Genomic DNA, 18469 nt, shown 5'->3' with positions numbered 1-18469 from the left:
GCCTCCATAAAAAAGGGCCGAAAACCGGCCCTCAAAACAGTTGTGTTAACCCGACTCAGGCATAGTCGCTCATCGGTACACATGAGCAGAACAGGTTGCGGTCACCAAAAACATCATCCAGGCGCTTCACTGTTGGCCAGTATTTATTGTGGCTGCCTGCCGGGAAAACGGCCAGCTCGCGGCTGTAAGGATGCGTCCATTCGCCAGTCACTTCCATTTGTGTGTGAGGCGCGTTAACCAGCGGATTATCATCCATTGGCCACTCGCCCTTTTCCACCCGCCCAATTTCCATACGAATCGCCAGCATGGCATCAATAAAGCGGTCCAGCTCCAGTTTGCCTTCCGATTCGGTAGGTTCCACCATCAGCGTGCCCGCGACCGGGAATGACATGGTTGGCGCATGGAAACCGTAGTCGATGAGGCGTTTTGCAATATCCAGTTCACTGATCCCGGTCTGCTCTTTCAGCGGACGAATATCCAGAATACATTCGTGCGCCACACGACCATCGCGCCCGGTATACAGAATCGGATAAGCTGATTTCAGACGGCTAGCGATGTAGTTGGCATTGAGAATCGCCACCGAACTGGCCTGCTTGAGCCCTTCCGCGCCCATCATGCGGATGTACATCCAGCTGATTGGTAAAATGGAAGCACTGCCAAACGGTGCAGCAGAGACAGCGCCCTGCTGTGTCAGCACACCATCAATCTGCACCACGCTGTGACCGGGTACAAACGGTGCCAGATGCGCTTTCACGCCAATAGGTCCCATGCCCGGGCCGCCGCCACCGTGCGGAATACAGAAAGTTTTGTGCAGGTTAAGGTGCGAAACGTCAGCGCCAATATAACCCGGCGTCGTAATGCCCACCTGGGCATTCATGTTCGCACCGTCCAGGTACACCTGGCCGCCGTACTGATGCACGATCTGGCACACTTCACGAATAGTCTCTTCGTACACACCGTGCGTGGATGGGTAGGTCACCATGATGCATGACAGTTTATCGCCCGCCTGTGCGGCTTTTTCGCGCAGGTCGCCCAGATCGATATTACCCTGTTTGTCACAGGCCACGACCACCACATCCATGCCCGCCATCTGGGCTGAGGCCGGGTTGGTCCCGTGTGCTGAGCTGGGAATCAGGCAAAGGTGACGTTCACCTTCACCACGGCTTTCATGGTAACGACGAATCGCTAACAGCCCCGCGTATTCCCCCTGTGCACCGGAGTTCGGCTGCATGCAGAGCGCATCGTAACCGGTAAGCTGAACCAGCCACTGGGAAAGCTGGCCAATCATTTGCAGGTAGCCGCCCGCCTGTTCTGCCGGGCAGAACGGATGCATTTCGGCAAATTCAGGCCAGGTGATGGGGATCATCTCTGCGGCAGCGTTAAGCTTCATCGTGCATGAACCCAGCGGAATCATCGCCTGGTTGAGAGCCAGATCTTTTTTCTCCAGGCTGTGCATATAGCGCATCATCTCGGTCTCACTGTGATGGCGATTGAACACAGGGTGAGAGAGGATGTCGCTGACGCGCTGCTGGCTTGCAGGGATTGACTGGCTGTCTGCCGCAACCTGGCTATCAAGTTGATCGATATCCAGACCATGATCATCGCCCAGCAGGATGGCGAACAATGTCGCAACGTCTTCACGACATGTGGTTTCATCCAGCGTGATACCGACAGCGTTATGAATATCACTACGCAGGTTAACGCCGAAATTGAGCGCACGGTTTAACACGGCGGCTTTATCGGTCACGTCCACTGTCAGCGTGTCGAACCAGTGGTGATGACGCAGCTTCAGCCCGCCACGTTGCAGTCCGGCAGCCAGGATATCGGTGAAGCGGTGAATACGTGAAGCGATACGTTTCAGCCCAACAGGCCCGTGGAACACGGCATACAGTCCTGCGATATTGGCCAGCAGCACCTGAGAGGTACAGATATTGGAGTTGGCTTTTTCCCGACGGATATGTTGCTCGCGAGTTTGCATCGCCATACGCAACGCGGTGTTGCCAGCGGCGTCGCGTGAGACACCGATAATACGGCCAGGCATAGAACGCTTGTGTTCATCACGGCTGGCAAAGAAGGCCGCATGAGGACCGCCATAGCCCATTGGTACACCAAAGCGCTGAGCGGAACCGAACACAATATCCGCGCCCTGCTTGCCCGGCGATTCAAGTAACACCAGGGCCATAAAATCCGAGGCCACGCTGACGACCACCTTACGGGTTTTCAGCTCGGCAATCAGGCTGGTGTAATCGTGGACCTCGCCCGTGGTGCCCACCTGCTGAAGCAGGACACCAAACAGATTATCGTGCTCCAGGGCTTTCTCCGCGCTGTCGATAATCAGTTCAAAACCAAAGGTTTCGGCGCGGGTCCGTACCACATCCAGCGTTTGCGGATGGATATCATCAGCGATAAAGATCCGGTTGGCATTTTTCAGTTTGCTGATGCGCTTTGCCATCGCCATCGCTTCGGCCGCCGCGGTGGCTTCATCCAGCAGTGAAGCGGACGCGATATCCATGCCGGTCAGATCAATGGTGACCTGCTGGAAGTTTAGCAGCGCCTCCAGGCGCCCTTGAGAAACTTCGGGCTGATACGGCGTGTAAGCCGTGTACCAGCCCGGATTTTCCAGCATGTTCCGCAGGATAACGGGCGGCGTTATCACAGCACTGTATCCCATGCCGATCCAGGATTTGTAGCGCAGGTTTTGCGCGGCAATCGCTTTTAACTCTGCCAGCGCCTGCTGTTCAGTTGCCGCATCGCCAACGGCGGGCGGACCGGGCAACTGAATGTCGGCGGAAACAATAGAACCAATCAACGACGCCAGAGAGCTGGCACCAATCGCCTCCAGCATAACGGCCTGTTGTTCTGGCGACGGACCAATATGGCGCTCAATAAACGCACCGTTGTGTTCAAGCTGGCTGAGAGTCTGAGTCATGAGCTGTAAATCCTGAATCGGGCTGGGGAACAGAGAGTGCTGGTCAGATATCGGCGGCCTCATCTGGAGGCCGCGCAACGATTACTCGTCAATAGATGCTTTGTAGGCATCCGCGTCCAGCAGTGAGTCTAGTTCTGACTCATCGCTGGCTTTGATCTGGAATAACCAGCCGTCCTGATAAGGCTCGCTGTTAACCAGCTCTGGGGAATCATTCAGCGCGTCGTTCACGGCGATAATTTCGCCACTGACAGGAGAATAGATATCGGAAGCCGCTTTTACGGATTCGGCGACGGCGCACTCTTCGCCGGCAGCGAACGTCGCCCCTACTTCTGGCAGGTCCATAAAGACCATATCGCCCAGTAATTCCTGCGCGTGTTCGGTGATGCCGACGGTGTAAGATCCATCCGCATTTTTGCGCAGCCATTCATGACTGTCGCGGTATTTCAACTCAGCTGGCACATTGCTCATCGCCCTTTCTCCTGTAATTATGTTTTACTGCGCAACCGGCTTGCCGGCGCGAACGAAAACGGGTTTAGTCACTTTTACGGGCATTTCACGGTTGCGGATTTCAACGATAGCGTCTTCGCCAATGCCCGCAGGCACGCGGGCCAGCGCAATGCTGTAACCCAACGTTGGTGAGAAAGATCCGCTGGTAATAATGCCCTGCTGCATCTGCCCCTGACTATCCGTAAAACGCACGGGCAGGCCGTTACGCAGTACGCCTTTTTCTGTCAGGATCAGGCCAACCAGTTTTTCAGTGCCTTTTTCGCGCTGACTTTCCAGTGCTTCGCGCCCGATAAAATTGCGGTTCGCCGGTTCCCAGCACAGGGTCCAGCCCATGTTGGCGGCCAGCGGTGAGACGCTTTCATCCATTTCCTGACCGTAAAGATTCATGCCCGCTTCCAGACGCAATGTATCGCGTGCGCCCAGCCCGGCGGGTTTGACGCCCGCGGCGAGCAGGCGCTGCCAGAATGTAACGGCCTGCGCCGCAGGTAGCGCGATCTCATAACCCGTTTCGCCGGTATAACCGGTGGTGGCGATAAACAGCTCCCCGGCCTGGATACCAAAGAACGGCTTCATACCTTGTACAGCCTGACGCTGTGCATCACTGAAGAGCGTTTGTGCTTTTTGCTGGGCCTGTGGGCCCTGCACGGCGATCATCGCCAGATCGTCACGCTCCCGGACTTCCACGCCATAACCCTGCGCATGTTCATTGATCCATGCCAGATCCTTTTCACGCGTCGCAGAGTTCACGACCAGGCGGAAAAACGTCTCATCCATGAAATACACGATCAGATCGTCAATCACGCCGCCCGACGCATTCAGCATGCCGGTGTAAAGCGCTTTGCCGGGTTGCGTCAGCCTCGCGACATCGTTTGCCAGCAGAAAACGCAAAAACTCACGCGTACGTGCACCGTGCAGATCGACGATGGTCATGTGCGAAACATCAAACATGCCTGCGTCGTTGCGAACAGCATGATGTTCATCCAGTTGGGAGCCATAGTGTAGCGGCATCATCCAGCCATGGAAATCCACCATACGCGCACCGTTTTCCTGATGCTGGTCAAACAGAGGTGTGTGCTGAGTCATAACTATCCTGTGCTGAAACAAGTAAGTTTGAAACCACGCCGCCGGGAGCCGACGCAAACGTTCTCTTTGCAATGACGTTACCACTGAACGGGTCGATTAACCATAAGCAAAGCGAGGTCGAACGCAGACGCACAGCCTAACCGCGCAAAAGAAAAAGCAGGACAAAAGACTGTAATTTTGTGATTAAACACACAACAAATACGACCTATTCATTTTTTTACAGCCATTTTATTCGTACTGACACGCAAGATGTTAAAAAAATAGCGAAGCAAAAATGGCGTCGAATAAAAATAAGTAATGCGAAACATCACGCAAAATTAGAATAAATCAAATGAGGCGCTGCAACGGTGCAGGACTGCATTTTTACTGTGCAGTCCTTTTTTAAAATAAAAAAGCCAGCAATTACGCTGGCTTTAAGAAAGGGATTCGCGTCAGCGAAGCCAGGCGGGAATGTCGTTCAGGCCCATCGCCTGCCGCAACATGACAGGTTTCACGCCCGGTAAATTATCAGCCAATTTTAGCCCGACATCGCGAAGCAGCTTTTTAGCCGGATTATTGCCCGCAAACAGCTCACGAAATCCCTGCATGCCCGCGAGCATCATGGCGGCACTGTGTTTACGGCTGCGTTCATAGCGGCGCAGATAGAGGTGCTGCCCGATATCTTTGCCCTGCTGATGCAGGCGGCGAACTTCACCAATCAACTCTGCGGCATCCATAAAACCGAGATTGACACCCTGCCCGGCCAGCGGATGAATGGTATGCGCAGCATCGCCCACCAGCGCCAGGCGATGTGCAGCAAAGCTGCGCGCATAGCGTGCCGTGAGGGGGAATGCCTTCCGTTCGCCTTCCAGTTCGCACAGGCCAAGGCGCATATCAAACGCCACCGACAACTGTTGATTAAAGAGCGCCTCAGGCATCGTTTCCAGCCGGGTGGCTTCCTGGGGCGACAGCGACCAGACGATGGAGCACAGATGCGGATCCTGCATCGGCAGAAACGCCAGAATGCCATCGCCATGGAATACCTGACGCGCGACGCCATCATGTGGCATGGAGGTACGGATGTTCGCCACCAGGGCATGGTGTTCATAATCCCAGAAAGTCAGCGGAATATCGGCTTTGTTGCGCAGCCAGGAATTGGCACCGTCTGCGGCAACCATCAGCCGTGCGCTCATCATGCCGCCATCCTGTAGCGTAATGAAGGCTTCGTTATCGCCAAATGCCACCTGCTGAAGATGTGACGACGGCAGCAACGTCACGTCACTGCACTGCCTGGCTCGCTGCCATAAGGCGCAGTGAATCACCGGGTTTTCGATAATGTGCCCGAGATGGGTTAAGCCCTGCTGCTCACCGTCAAATGAGATAGCACCGAAGCTGTCACGATCCCAGACTTCCATGGCCTGATAAGGGCTGGCTCTGAGCGACAGGATCGTCGACCAGACATCCAGTTTTTGTAAAAGACGTTCACTGGCCGCATTGATAGCCGATACGCGGACAGACGGAGAAGCGGTGGCATCAAATTGCGGCTCGGGCGCTTGTTCGAGTACGGCGATACGCAAGCCACTGCCCTGCAGACCGCAGGCCACGGCCAGTCCTACCATACCGCCACCGGCGATCACCACATCATAAGTTTGCATCAGTGCCTCTCAGTTAACGCTTAACCCAGCCAAGCGTGCGCTCGGCCAGAAGATTTCTCAGCAACGGCAGATGATCCATTGCCAGCAGGCCAAGGTTGCGCCCGACGACCAGCGGTGCATGGCGGTTGGCAAACAGGCGCACCAGATCGTCGGTGAGACCGATGGTCGTGGCCCGATCCTGTTGGCGACGCTGACGGTAATGCTGCATGACAGCATAGCTGCCAGGGTCCTGTTGCTGCCGGTGCGCGGTGGCCAGGGTTTCGGCTAAGGACATGACATCCCTCAGGCCCAGGTTAAATCCCTGCCCGGCAATAGGGTGCAGCGTCTGGGCTGCGTTGCCCACGGTGGCAACACGATGTGAAACGACCGGTTCGGCCTGTTGCAATGCCAGCGGATAGATATCGCGTTTACCGGTGTGGGTAAATTTCCCCAGTCGCCAGCCGAACGCGTGCTGAAGTTCGCTGAGAAACGTCTCGTCGTCCCAGCGCTCAAGCTGCGGGCGCTTATCCAATGAATGACACCACACCAGCGACAGACGGTTGTCAGACATCGGCAGCAGGGCGAGCGGGCCGAACTCAGTAAACCGTTCAAAGGCCCGCCCCTGGTGCGGTATCTCGCTGGTGACATTCGCAATGAGTGCCAGTTGCTGATAAGTTTCGGTTTGCCACTGAATACCGCAGGCTGCCGCGACAGCCGAACGCGTGCCATCAGCCGCCACCAGCACATCAGCGTCCAGCTGTTCATCATTATCCAGCGTGACCTTCACGTGCGCCTGAGTACGGTTCACATTGGTGACCCGTGCCGGACAGCGCAGGGTGACGCCGGGAGCCTGTTTAAGCTGCGCGAATAAACGCTGGCCTACGTCGAACAATTCGACGACCTGGCCCAGCGCGGGAATCGCATAGTCGCTGGCCGTCAGTGAGACAAAACCCGCATGACCCCGATCGGAAACATGGATCGTTGTGATCGGCGTTGCGCAGGGGGCAATGCGCTGCCAGAGATTAATATTGGCCAGTTGCTGACAGGTGCCGGCAGACAGCGCAATGGCACGGCCGTCATAACCTGGATGCGCGCGGCTGGCAGGTTCGCTGCTTTCGATCAGCGTGACGGGCAGCGCGCCCTGTGTCAGGTGCGAAATAGCCAGCGCCAGCGTGGCACCGGTCATTCCGCCACCCGCGATGAGGACGGTCATCCTGCGCGTGCCGCCGCCATCAGCGCCTCAATAGCATCCGGATCTTTCACCACGCTGTCAGTGAGATTCTCGTTACCTGTTTCAGTGATCACAATGTCATCCTCAATGCGAATGCCGATACCGCGGTATTCCACCGGCACGTCGGCATCGGGGGCAATGTATAAGCCTGGTTCAATAGTAATGACCATGCCCGGTTCCAGAATGCGATCCCGGCTTGGCGTGCCGTAGTGCCCCACATCATGGACATCCAGCCCCAGCCAGTGGCTCAGGCCATGCATAAAGAATTTGCGATGCGCGTCTTCAGCAATTAACGCGTCAACCTCGCCCTGCAACACGCCCAGTTCAACCAGACCGGTCACCATGATGTGCACCACCTCATCATTCACCTCGCGAATACTGACGCCAGGCCGGAAACGGGATAATGCCGTCTCTAATGATTTCAGCACGATGTTGTAGACAGCACGTTGAGCAGGTGAGAATTTACCGTTTACCGGGAAGGTGCGGGTAATATCGCCTGCGTACCCCTGCCATTCACATCCCGCATCAATCAGCACAAGGTCGCCATCCCGCAGCTCACATTCATTCTCGGTATAGTGCAGAATACATCCATTTTCACCGGAACCGACGATGATGTTGTAGGAGGGAAAACGCGCACCGTGGCGGTTAAACTCATGATGAATTTCGCCTTCCAGATGGTATTCGTACAGGCCGGGGCGACAGGCCTGCATAGCGCGCGTATGGGCCAGCGCACTGATCTCACCTGCACGGCGCAGAATGGCGATTTCTTCCGGACTTTTGAACAGGCGCATCTCATGTACCCAGGGACGCCAGTCTGTCAGGCTGGCAGGGGCGCTCAGGTTCTGGCGGAAACCGCGACGTAGTTTATCCAGTGCACTGAACACCAGCTTGTCAGCCTCAGGATATAACCCTTGCGCGTGATAAACCTCATCCAGACCGTTCAACAAAAGATGAAGCTGCTCACCGATATCGTTCCAGGGCAGTGCGCGATCCACACCCAGTTTTGCCGGTGCCGCCTCCTGGCCCAGACGGCGACCAAACCAGATTTCTGCGGTCAGGTCGCGGACACGATTAAACAGCACACTGTGGTTGTGGTTCTCATCACTTTTGATCAGCACCAGTAAGGCTTCAGGCTCATTAAAACCTGTGAAGTACCAGAAATCACTGTTTTGACGAAACGGATATTCGCTGTCGTTACTGCGCGTTACTTCAGGCGCCGCAAAAATTAACGCTGCGCTGCCCGGAACCATTTTCGCTAACAGCGCCTGACGACGCTGCTGGAAGGTCTCCAGTGAAATCATGTCTGCACTCCCTGTTGAACTGAGATATCTGGCTTAGTGTAACGTTGGCTTCTGTACTTCAGGTGCGGTTGGCTGCGGGCGCGTGAACGTATCGTGACAAAGTAGCGCCGCGACGCGGACGTACTCGATCACCTCCTCCAGCGACTGCTCCAGCTCTTCCTGATCTTCGTCTTCGTCATAGCCAAGCTGCGCGATAGTACGCAGATCATCAATGGCCTCGCCGGTTTCGCCGGTGACCTTATCCAGTTTAGGCTGAGTTACGCCCAAGCCGAGTAAAAAATGGTTTACCCAGCCAGCCAGGGCGTCCGCCCGATCAAACACGGTGATGTCATCATCGTCGGGCAGCATCAGTTGAAAGAGAAAGCCATCTTCTTCAAGCGCCGTCGTAATATTTGCATGCAAATCCTGCAGCGGCTGGGCCAGCGTGTGCGAAAAAGCCATGCCTTCATTCGCGAGATCGTGGACCAGCGTTTTCCAGCTGGTATCCTGATTACCGCCACACAGAATACCGCTGAGTAATCCGTGCATTTCGGCAGGTGTCATTCCGACGCCGTGCTGTGAGAGCGCCGCCGCCAGCGCATTGTAATCAGGGGTTGCGTTCTGTGAAGACATCATTTTTCATCGTCGTTGGCTGTAAGAGTTCGTGGTATGCTACCACTAGCTGCCTCAAGGTTTCCAGAAAAGGGGTTGTATCTTATTTCTCAGGTCTATATAGTTGCCCGCCTCCCAGGCCATTGAAGGCTAAGGGAATGGCGAGCCAGGTAATCAGTCAGGAAGGTGGCATGTCTGCACAACCGGTAGATTTACAAATTTTTGGTCGTTCTTTGAGAGTAAATTGTCCGCCTGAACAGCAAGATGCGCTGAACGCGGCGGCGGAAGATCTCAATCAACGGTTGCAAGATTTAAAAGTTCGCACTAGAGTCACCAATACAGAGCAACTGGTATTCATTGCCGCGTTAAACATTTGCCATGAACTGGCACAAGAAAAAAACAAGACGCGCGACTATGCTGCTAATATGGAACAACGAATCCGTATGTTACAGCAGACGATAGAGCAGGCATTAGTTGAGCAAGGTCGCATAACTGATCGTCAGGATGCGAAGTTCGAATAATACTTCATGGTCACTGTGCTACACTGACGGTGAAGTCAATTTTCTCTGAGATGTTTGCAAGTGGGCCAGTCCCCTGAGCCGATATTTCATACCAACAGAATGTGACGCTCCGCAACCTGTGAGCATGCTCGGTCCGTCCGAGAAGCCTGATGGTTGCGACGGCATGTTCACCTTGAACCAAGGGTTCAAGGGTTACAGCCTACGGCGGCATCTCGGAGATCTCCTTTCTGGTTGTACTGCATTATCCCCCACCAGACATGATATAGTGCGTCGCTCAGGCGACTTCTTCTGGGGGACACCATGTCAGAACCCTCTTTACTTCAGCGACAGGACATTCGTCAGCATGTTCGTCATTTACGTCGCGCCTTAACCCCGGAACAGCAACATACTGCCGCCGAACAGCTTGCGGAACACGCGATTAACTTTGCGCCTGTCTCCGACGCCCAAAACGTCGCGCTGTTCTTATCCGTCGATGGGGAAATTAATACGCGTCCGCTTATCGCAAAATTATGGCAGCAGAACAAACGCGTTTATCTTCCTGTGCTTCATCCCTTCTCTGCCGGTCATCTGCTTTTTCTGCGCTATACGCCAGAAACGCCGCTGAGCCCGAACAAGCTACGTATTCCTGAACCGCCACTTGATATCCGGCATATGGTTACGCTGGACGAAATGGATGTGATGATGGTGCCGCTGGTGGCCTTTGATCGCAGTGGTCAGCGTCTGGGCATGGGGGGCGGCTTTTACGACCGCACGTTACAAAACTGGAAACAGCACGCTTTTTTACCGGTTGGCATCGCGCACGACTGCCAGTTGGTCGATTCGCTGCCTGTGGCGGCCTGGGATATTCCTTTGCCCGCCGTGCTGACGCCGTCAACGCTGTGGTTGTGGGAAGAATAAACCCAGGCACTGTTGTGCGCCTGGGTTGATTATGTCGATAAATCAGTAGAGGAGACGGGCGCGGATAGTGCCAGGGATAGCCTTCATCAGCTGCAACGCTTTCTCTGCCAGTTCATGCTCGGCATCGATATCAATCACCACATACCCCATCATGGGTGAGGTTTGCAGGTACTGCGCGGCGATATTGATGCCCTGTTCGGCAAAAATCTGGTTAATTGCGGTCAGCACACCCGGACGGTTTTCATGAATGTGCAGCAGACGGCTTGCGCTGACGCCGTGCATCGGCAAGGACACTTCAGGGAAGTTCACTGCAGACAGCGTTGAACCGTTATCGGAATATTTCGCCAGTTTGCCTGCTACTTCGATACCAATGTTTTCCTGCGCTTCTTCGGTGGAACCCCCGATGTGTGGCGTCAGAATGACATTATCGAACTCACTCAGTGGCGAGACAAACGGATCGCTGTTTGTGGCTGGCTCAACCGGGAACACGTCAATGGCCGCGCCCCCGACCTGCTTGCTGGCCAGCGCGTCACACAGTGCCGGAATATCCACGACGGTGCCGCGTGAGGCGTTGATTAACAGCGCGCCAGGTTTCATCTGCGCCAGCTCATCAGCAGAGATCATATTTTGTGTCGAGGCGGTTTCAGGCACATGCAGACTGACGACATCGCTCATATTCAGCAACTGCGTCAGGCTTCGCACCTGCGAGGCATTACCCAGCGGCAGCTTATTTTCAATATCGTAAAAATACACGTGCATGCCCAGGCCCTCAGCCAGCACGCCTAACTGCATACCAATGTGACCATAGCCGATAATGCCCAGCTTCTTACCGCGCGCTTCGAATGAGCCTTTAGCAATCTTATTCCAGACACCGCGATGGGCTTTGGCGTTCGCTTCTGGCACGCCACGCAGCATCAGCAGCATTTCGCCAATCACCAGTTCGGCGACCGATCGCGTGTTAGAAAACGGGGCGTTAAAAACGGGAATACCGCGCTTTGCCGCCGCATTTAAATCAACCTGGTTGGTACCGATACAGAAACAGCCCACAGCGACCAGTTTTTCTGCTGCGGCAAAAATCTCTTCAGTCAGTTGGGAACGGGAACGGATACCGATAAAGTGCGCGTCACGGATGGAAGCCTTTAATGACTCGCTATCCAGTGCGCCTTTGTGGAATTCAATATTGGTGTAACCTGCAGCACGAAGATTGTCCAGCGCGCTCTGGTGGACACCTTCCACCAGCAGGAACTTAATCTTGTCTTTTTCCAGTGAAACCTTTGCCATTTCCCAACCCTATTCAGAATTCAACGAGGACTGAACGCAGTCAGCCAGCAGTCAAAATATCAAAAAAAACGCCAGCAGCAATACAAACGATTGCCTGACCGGCTGGCTGGCTGGATTCAGAAGCCAAACTTTGCCGGACAAAATCGTGGGTTGGCCGCATCGGGGAGAATGAACCCGCTGTTGATGACGCTTATGTGACATAAGTCACCAAATTTCAGCCTGGCGAGAAAAGTTTTTTTTTAATTAAAAAACGCGGGCGCAAATTATGCGCCCGTCGCGTTATTTTTTCAGCGTTTTGACCCCATCCGGTCCGCCAATCAACGCCACATCGGCACCCCGGGTGGCGAAAAGCCCGACGGTGACGACGCCCGGTAACGCGTTAATGGTTTTTTCCAGCTCAATGGGATCCAGAATACGCAGATTATGCACGTCCAGGATGATATTACCGTTGTCAGTGACGACATTCTGGCGATACTCAGGCAAACCGCCCAGCCTGACCAGTTCACGCGCGACGTAGCTGCGTGCCATGGGAATCACTTCAACGGGCAACGGAAAACGCCCCAGCACGTCGACTTCTTTCGATGCATCGGCAATACAGATAAACTTTTTAGCCACGGCCGCGACGATTTTTTCGCGGGTCAGCGCGGCACCGCCGCCTTTGATCATCTGCATCTGGGGATTAATTTCGTCGGCACCATCAACATAGATGGCCAGGTCATCGATTTCATTCAAATCAAACACCTGAATACCGAGGCTTTTGAGCTTTTGCGTGGAGGCTTCAGAACTGGACACGGCACCTTCAATCTGGTGTTTGATGCTGCCGAGCGCATCAATAAAATGGGCAGCGGTAGAGCCTGTTCCCACGCCGACGATCGTACCTGGCTGGACATAATCAAGTGCAGCCCAACCAACAACTTTTTTCAGTTCATCCTGCGTCATGGTATGTTTAGAACCTGTGCGATAAGAAAATGCGCGTAGTATAAAGCAAGGTTTGCTGAAAATGCTCGGATGCATTGGGCGGATTTAATGCTTTGGAAGCCAGCCCACAAAAATACCCCAGACTTTTGCTCAGGCACATTTGTGGCATCGTAACGTCCACCCTGAAGGAGAGAAAAGAATAATGAAACGCCCGGACTACAGAACGCTTCAGGCGCTGGACGCAGTGATACGTGAACGTGGCTTTGAACGTGCTGCGCAAAAACTGTGCATCACCCAGTCGGCCGTATCGCAACGCATCAAACAGCTGGAAAACCTGTTTGGTCAGCCGCTGTTGGTTCGCACCGTGCCCCCTCGTCCCACTGAGCAGGGGCAAAAGCTGCTTGCGCTGTTGCACCAGGTTGAACTGCTGGAGGAAGAGTGGCTGGGGGATGAAATCAGCGGTACGACACCGTTACTGCTCTCCCTGGCGGTGAACGCCGACAGTCTGGCCACCTGGCTGTTGCCTGCATTAAAAGACGTGCTGGCCGATTCGCCGGTGCGCCTTAACCTCCAGGTTGAAGATGAAACCCGTACGCAGGAACGTCTGAGACGTGGCGAAGTGGTCGGCGCAGTCAGTATCCAGCCCCAGCCTTTACCCAGTTGTCTGGTTGATCAACTGGGCGCCCTGGATTACCTGTTTGTGGCTTCCCGTGACTTTGCCGAGCGCTTTTTTCCCAACGGCGTCACCCGTTCCGCGTTGCTGAAAGCGCCTGCCGTCGCATTTGACCATCTGGATGATATGCATCAGGCCTTTTTACAGCAGAACTTCGATCTTTCGCCGGGCAGCGTGCCCTGCCATATCGTTAACTCTTCTGAAGCCTTTGTGCAGATGGCCCGTCAGGGCTCAACCTGCTGTATGATCCCGCATCTGCAGATTGAGCGCGAACTGGCGAGCGGTGAGCTGATCGATCTGACACCGGGGCTGTATCAGCGCCGGATGTTGTACTGGCACCGTTTTGCACCGGAAAGCCGACTGATGCGTCGGGTCACCGATGCGCTGATTGCGCATGGTCATCGGGTTCTGCGTCAGGACACGATGGAATAGCGGCCAAAGGCGAAAGTGAAGGTCGGATAAACTGGGGACGGTGCGTGTCAAACGCGACTCTCTGCCGCTACCGGGCAGCATTCCCGCTCTGCTTATTCTCCTGACAAACCGCCCGGAACCGGACAGCCTGTCCGGGCTTCTGCTGAACTAAAGAGAATAATCCCCTGTGCCACAGCAAGCGTCAGGCGTTGCAGTGAGAGTGTACCCTGCTAAAAGCAGCACGGCTCCATGGCCATCAGGGGCGTGATTTCAGCAGGTGATACCGGGCGCTGAAAAGCGGGAATCAACCAGGGATTGCCCCCGCAGGAATGCGGGGGAAAAGCGCCGCCGGCAAAGGAACAGGCCGACTGCGACAGTCCGTCAGGTTGCTGAGCGATGGGAAGGCACCGCATCAGCGGTGCAAAGCGCACCTGGTAAACACGGCCGCTGATGGCTTCACGACAGCATCGATAAGCTTACTGTGCCGTATTGGGTTTCATCTCAAAAACCACATCAACCTGGTCATCGAAGTTAATGCTTTGCTGGTCGTAGGTTTCCTGCGCGGAAGTATCGGCCGCTGCCGCGGAGGCTTTAAACATGCGATTCATCGGCATAGGCTGGTAGTTAGCGACCTGATAGCGAATGCTGTAGATTGGCCCCAGTTTGGCGTTAAAGCCTTCTGCCAGTTCTGTGGCTTGCTGAGTCGCATTTTTGATGGCGGCTTTCAGCGCCTGCTGCTTGTAGCGCTCAGGATTGGCGACGCCTAACTCGACGCTGCGAACTTCGTTCAGGCCCGATTTCAGCGCGCCGTCAAGCAGCTCATTCAGCTTGTCCAGTTGGCGGACGGTCACCTGAACCTGACGTACCGCACGGTAACCTTTCAGCTGTGATTTACCGTCTTTGGTATAATCGTATTCTGGCTGCGTGGTCAGGTTGGCCGCTTCAATATCCTTTTTCTCGATGCCGTTTTTCTGCAGGAAATCAAAATACTGCGCAACACGACTGTCGACCTGTTTCTTTGCCTCTGCGGCATCTTTCGATGAGACATTCACCACAATTGACAGCGTCGCGATATCCGGGCGGGCATCAACCGTCGCTTTGCCTGACGTCACAACATGGGGTCCGTTTGGCAGTTCATCAGCCTGTGCGCTTAAAGGCAATGCCCCTGCGCTCATCATCGCGACAAGCGCCAATGCTTTCAGTTTCATGAAAGTCCTCCTTGAAAGGTCAGTTCGGTGGCTTCGGGTCCGAAGCCGGCACGCGCATCATATTACGCCTTGCTTGGAGTGAAGGTAATGACAACAGTTCGGAAAACGGGTCTGGATAACCCGTTTTCGTTTACCTTTTGCTCAAAATCCTGTGATAGCCTGCTGTGCGAGTTGAAACGCGATAAACCACATGACCGCGCCGACCAGCAGGTTGATGAGGCGTTGCGCGCGCGTTGTCTGCAGTAACGGCGCAAGCCAGGCCGCCAACAGGGCTAAGCCAAAAAACCACAACACAGAGGCACTGACGGTCCCCAGGGCGAACCACTGACGCGCGTGGGTATCAGGAAACTGGCTTCCCAGGCTGCCAAGCACAACAAAGGTATCGAGATAAACGTGGGGATTGAGCCAGGTGACTGCCAGCAGGGTAGCAATGATCCGGCCTCGGCTCTGCCGGATATCCAGGCCTGACGCCAGCGCCAGCTCGCGGCGAAAAGCGGTCCGTAATGCGCCCCAGCCATACCAGAGCAAAAAGGCCACACCTGCCCAGGTAATCACGGTCAGCAGCAGTGGCGACTGCTGCAGGAGCGCACTTCCCCCGAAAATCCCCGCGCAGATCAGCACAACATCGCTCAGCGAGCAGAGCGTGGCGGTCATCAGATGATAGTGCCGTTTCACGCCCTGATTAAGCACGAAGGCATTTTGCGGCCCCAGCGGCAGAATGAGCGCGGCCCCAAGAGCAAGCCCTTGAAAATAAATCGATAACACGGGAAATATCCTTACATCAGTCAGATGTCAGGCATTATAGAGAAGCCGATATGATTAGCGGAAATGGAAAAAATTAATACGTCATTAGCCATTTTAATGGGCGGCGGCTGCCGCCCATCGGCTTAACGGGTGACCGCAGTTTCCGCGTCAGGTTTGTTCACCTGATGCAGATGGACATCCATCTGTGGGTAAGGAATACCAATGCCTTTGTTATCCAGCGCACGTTTGAAGTTCTTGAGCAGATCCCAGTAAACGTCCTGCAGATCGCTACTGTTGCTCCAGCAACGCACAACGAAATTCAGCGATGAAGCGCCCAATTCATTCAGGCCAATCTGGATGCCACGATCTTTTAAGACACGCTGATCGGCTTCCACCACTTCACGCAGCAGGGCAATCACCTCATCCACATCGGCCTCATAGGCCACGCCAACGATGAATTCATTACGGCGCACAGGTTCTCGCGAGAAGTTGATGATATTCCCGCTGATGATTTTGCCATTGGGCACCACCACAATCTTGCCATCCGCCGACCGCAGTGTGGTCGAGAAAATCTGCACATTCAGTACGGTGCCCATCACGCCGCCCAGATCAACAAACTCACCGGTACGGAAAGGACGGAACGTGACCAGCAGTACACCGGCTGCCAGATTGGACAATGAGCCCTGTAGCGCAAGGCCGACGGCCAGACCCGCCGCACCCAGCACGGCAATGACCGACGCGGTTTGCACGCCAACGCGTCCCAGCGCAGCAATCACCGTAAACGCAATGACGCCATAACGAACCAGCGCGGAAAGAAAGTCTGCCACGGTGGCGTCAATATGACGCGCGATGAGCAGACGATTAACGGCGTTTGAAATCACTCTGGCGATGACCATCCCGACAATAATGATGGCAACAGCCGCAACGATATTCACGGCATAACTCAGAATCAGCGCCTGGTTGTGTACTAACCAGCCACCGGCACTGTTGATACCATCCACAACATTCAAGTCTTCCATTTGTAAGCCCTGTTGATGAATCCCCGAGGGGAAAAACAAAAACTGCCAGATGTAATCCGACACCCAGGGATTAAGGGTAATCAATTATTTAGCCTGGTGCCAAATTACATGGCACCATAATGAGGACGGGCAGCCTGAATCGTCGCCACAATGCGTTTGACTCCCCTCGCTTCGCCCTTCCCTGTTGAGAAGTTTTTGAGCATAAAAGGTAGTGAGCGATGCCGCTGTAACCGGACGTCGACTTATCAAAAGCGCAAAGAGAAAGGTGTGCAAAGGCGGGATAAAAAAAGTCCCGATCGGCTGATCGGGACAGAGTCAGTCACGCTGACGTCCTGACGACCTCAGCGCTGAGCAACGCTACTTACAGAACGTCAACGGCGTTGAGTTCTTTGAACGCCTGCTCCAGACGCACCACCATGGATGCCTGCGCAGCGCGCAGCCAGACGCGTGGATCGTAGTATTTCTTGTTCGGCTTATCAGCGCCTTCTGGGTTACCCAGCTGCGCCTGCAGATAGCCTTCGTTCTTTTTGTAGTACTGCAGAATACCGTCCCAGGTCGCCCATTGAGTATCGGTATCGATGTTCATCTTGATCACGCCGTAGCTGATAGACTCTTCGATTTCTGCAGCAGAAGAACCTGAACCACCGTGGAACACGAAATCCAGCGCATTGTGCGGCAGGCCATGTTTTTCACAGACAAATTTCTGGGAGTCACGCAGGATGGTTGGGGTCAGTTTCACGTTACCGGGTTTGTAAACGCCGTGGACGTTACCGAAGGATGCCGCAATGGTGAAACGCGGGCTGATCGCATTCAGTTTTTCGTACGCGTAGTTCACGTCTTCTGGCTGGGTGTACAGGGCAGAAGCGTCCATGTGGCTGTTGTCCACGCCATCTTCTTCACCGCCGGTGCAGCCCAGTTCGATTTCCAGGGTCATGTCGATTTTCGCCATGCGCGCCAGGTATTTGCTGCTGATTTCGATGTTTTCTTCCAGTGACTCTTCAGACAGGTCGATCATATGAGAAGAGAACAGCGGCTTGCCGGTCTTTTTGAAGTGCTCTTCGCCTGCGTCAAGCAGACCGTCGATCCACGGCAGCAGTTTTTTGGCACAGTGGTCGGTGTGCAGGATAACCGGCACGCCATACTGTTCAGCCATCAGATGCACGTGCTGTGCGCCAGAGATCGCACCGAAAATGGCGGCGCCCTGTGGCTTGTCGGTTTTAAAACCTTTACCGGCGATGAACGCAGCACCGCCGTTAGAGAACTGTACGATAACCGGGGATTTAACTTTCGCGGCGGCTTCCAGCACAGCGTTAATTGAGTCAGTACCGACGCAGTTAACCGCTGGCAGAGCGAATTTATTCTCTTTCGCTACTTTGAAGATCTTCTGAACGTCGTCACCAGTGACAACGCCGGGTTTTACGAAATCAAAAATTTTAGACATGATTGTGTCCTGTTTCGTGACCGGTTATCCCCAACATGGGGACAGCGATTTAAACGCCCGGTATCGGGCGAGTTTTCAGGCAGTGCCGCCAGGCACCGCCC

Annotated in this window: 16 protein-coding genes and 1 other RNA gene; 4 read left to right on the top strand and 13 right to left on the bottom strand. The window is 54.6% G+C overall.

Annotated features, from left to right (window positions below):
* Nucleotides 1–55 precede the first annotated feature (55 nt).
* The 7 genes from gcvP to F7Q90_RS06750 form a co-directional block, all read right to left on the bottom strand.
* Entirely contained in the window at nucleotides 56–2929 is a 2874-nt protein-coding gene (gcvP, locus tag F7Q90_RS06780) for an aminomethyl-transferring glycine dehydrogenase (protein ID WP_006120822.1), read from the bottom strand.
* Nucleotides 2930–3010: 81 nt separating this feature from the next.
* Entirely contained in the window at nucleotides 3011–3397 is a 387-nt protein-coding gene (gcvH, locus tag F7Q90_RS06775) for a glycine cleavage system protein GcvH (protein ID WP_006120823.1), read from the bottom strand.
* Nucleotides 3398–3421: 24 nt separating this feature from the next.
* Nucleotides 3422–4519: a glycine cleavage system aminomethyltransferase GcvT gene (gene gcvT, locus F7Q90_RS06770; protein WP_006120824.1), complete on the bottom strand. Its 1098-nt coding sequence runs from the start codon at nucleotides 4517–4519 to the stop codon at nucleotides 3422–3424.
* Between the two features lie 431 nt (nucleotides 4520–4950).
* Nucleotides 4951–6153, bottom strand: a complete 1203-nt coding sequence (ubiI, locus tag F7Q90_RS06765; protein ID WP_006120825.1) for an FAD-dependent 2-octaprenylphenol hydroxylase — start codon at nucleotides 6151–6153, stop codon at nucleotides 4951–4953.
* Between the two features lie 13 nt (nucleotides 6154–6166).
* Nucleotides 6167–7345 carry a 2-octaprenyl-6-methoxyphenyl hydroxylase gene (ubiH, locus tag F7Q90_RS06760; RefSeq protein ID WP_006120826.1) on the bottom strand — a complete coding sequence of 393 codons (1179 nt, stop codon included), beginning with the start codon at nucleotides 7343–7345 and terminating at the stop codon, nucleotides 6167–6169.
* Nucleotides 7342–8664: a Xaa-Pro aminopeptidase gene (gene pepP, locus F7Q90_RS06755; RefSeq protein WP_006120827.1), complete on the bottom strand. Its 1323-nt coding sequence runs from the start codon at nucleotides 8662–8664 to the stop codon at nucleotides 7342–7344. The genes ubiH and pepP overlap by 4 nt, the downstream gene beginning before the upstream one ends.
* Before the next feature lie 33 nt (nucleotides 8665–8697).
* The gene (locus F7Q90_RS06750; RefSeq protein ID WP_006120828.1) at nucleotides 8698–9276 is read right to left on the bottom strand and encodes a YecA/YgfB family protein; all 579 of its coding nucleotides are present in this window, start codon (nucleotides 9274–9276) and stop codon (nucleotides 8698–8700) included.
* Between the two features lie 170 nt (nucleotides 9277–9446).
* On the opposite strand from F7Q90_RS06750, the gene zapA reads away from it, so the two are divergent.
* The 3 genes from zapA (at nucleotide 9447) to F7Q90_RS06735 (ending at nucleotide 10673) form a co-directional block, all read left to right on the top strand.
* Nucleotides 9447–9776 (top strand): cell division protein ZapA, encoded by a 330-nt coding sequence (zapA, locus tag F7Q90_RS06745; protein ID WP_006120829.1) that lies wholly within the window; start codon nucleotides 9447–9449, stop codon nucleotides 9774–9776.
* 39 nt (nucleotides 9777–9815) lie between these two features.
* A non-coding RNA gene (gene ssrS, locus F7Q90_RS06740) (6S RNA) lies at nucleotides 9816–9999 on the top strand.
* A 77-nt stretch (nucleotides 10000–10076) separates the two neighbouring features.
* The gene (locus F7Q90_RS06735) at nucleotides 10077–10673 is read left to right on the top strand and encodes a 5-formyltetrahydrofolate cyclo-ligase (RefSeq protein ID WP_006120830.1); all 597 of its coding nucleotides are present in this window, start codon (nucleotides 10077–10079) and stop codon (nucleotides 10671–10673) included.
* A gap of 42 nt (nucleotides 10674–10715) precedes the next feature.
* Here the strand turns inward: F7Q90_RS06735 and serA are convergent, their stop codons facing one another.
* Nucleotides 10716–11954 (bottom strand): phosphoglycerate dehydrogenase, encoded by a 1239-nt coding sequence (gene serA / locus F7Q90_RS06730; RefSeq protein WP_006120831.1) that lies wholly within the window; start codon nucleotides 11952–11954, stop codon nucleotides 10716–10718.
* Between the two features lie 279 nt (nucleotides 11955–12233).
* Nucleotides 12234–12893, bottom strand: a complete 660-nt coding sequence (gene rpiA, locus F7Q90_RS06725) for a ribose-5-phosphate isomerase RpiA (protein ID WP_006120832.1) — start codon at nucleotides 12891–12893, stop codon at nucleotides 12234–12236.
* Between the two features lie 181 nt (nucleotides 12894–13074).
* Between rpiA and F7Q90_RS06720 the strand changes: the two genes are divergently transcribed.
* Entirely contained in the window at nucleotides 13075–13977 is a 903-nt protein-coding gene (locus F7Q90_RS06720; RefSeq protein WP_006120833.1) for a LysR family transcriptional regulator ArgP, read from the top strand.
* A 455-nt stretch (nucleotides 13978–14432) separates the two neighbouring features.
* Here the strand turns inward: F7Q90_RS06720 and F7Q90_RS06715 are convergent, their stop codons facing one another.
* From F7Q90_RS06715 to fbaA, 4 genes are all read right to left on the bottom strand, one after another.
* A complete protein-coding gene (locus F7Q90_RS06715) occupies nucleotides 14433–15164 on the bottom strand; it encodes an oxidative stress defense protein (protein ID WP_006120834.1) in 732 nt (243 codons plus the stop codon).
* Between the two features lie 141 nt (nucleotides 15165–15305).
* On the bottom strand, nucleotides 15306–15929 hold the full coding sequence (gene argO / locus F7Q90_RS06710; RefSeq protein WP_006120835.1) for an arginine exporter ArgO: 624 nt from the start codon (nucleotides 15927–15929) through the stop codon (nucleotides 15306–15308).
* Nucleotides 15930–16051: 122 nt separating this feature from the next.
* Nucleotides 16052–16927 (bottom strand): small-conductance mechanosensitive channel MscS, encoded by an 876-nt coding sequence (gene mscS / locus F7Q90_RS06705; protein ID WP_006120836.1) that lies wholly within the window; start codon nucleotides 16925–16927, stop codon nucleotides 16052–16054.
* Nucleotides 16928–17288: 361 nt separating this feature from the next.
* Entirely contained in the window at nucleotides 17289–18368 is a 1080-nt protein-coding gene (gene fbaA / locus F7Q90_RS06700) for a class II fructose-bisphosphate aldolase (protein ID WP_006120837.1), read from the bottom strand.
* Between the last annotated feature and the right edge of the window lie 101 nt (nucleotides 18369–18469).

The sequence above is a fragment of the Pantoea stewartii subsp. stewartii genome, assembly GCF_008801695.1.
GTDB lineage: Bacteria > Pseudomonadota > Gammaproteobacteria > Enterobacterales > Enterobacteriaceae > Pantoea > Pantoea stewartii.
The sequence above is the reverse complement of the archived record's forward strand: the minus strand, read 5'-3'. Positions and strand labels throughout refer to the sequence as shown.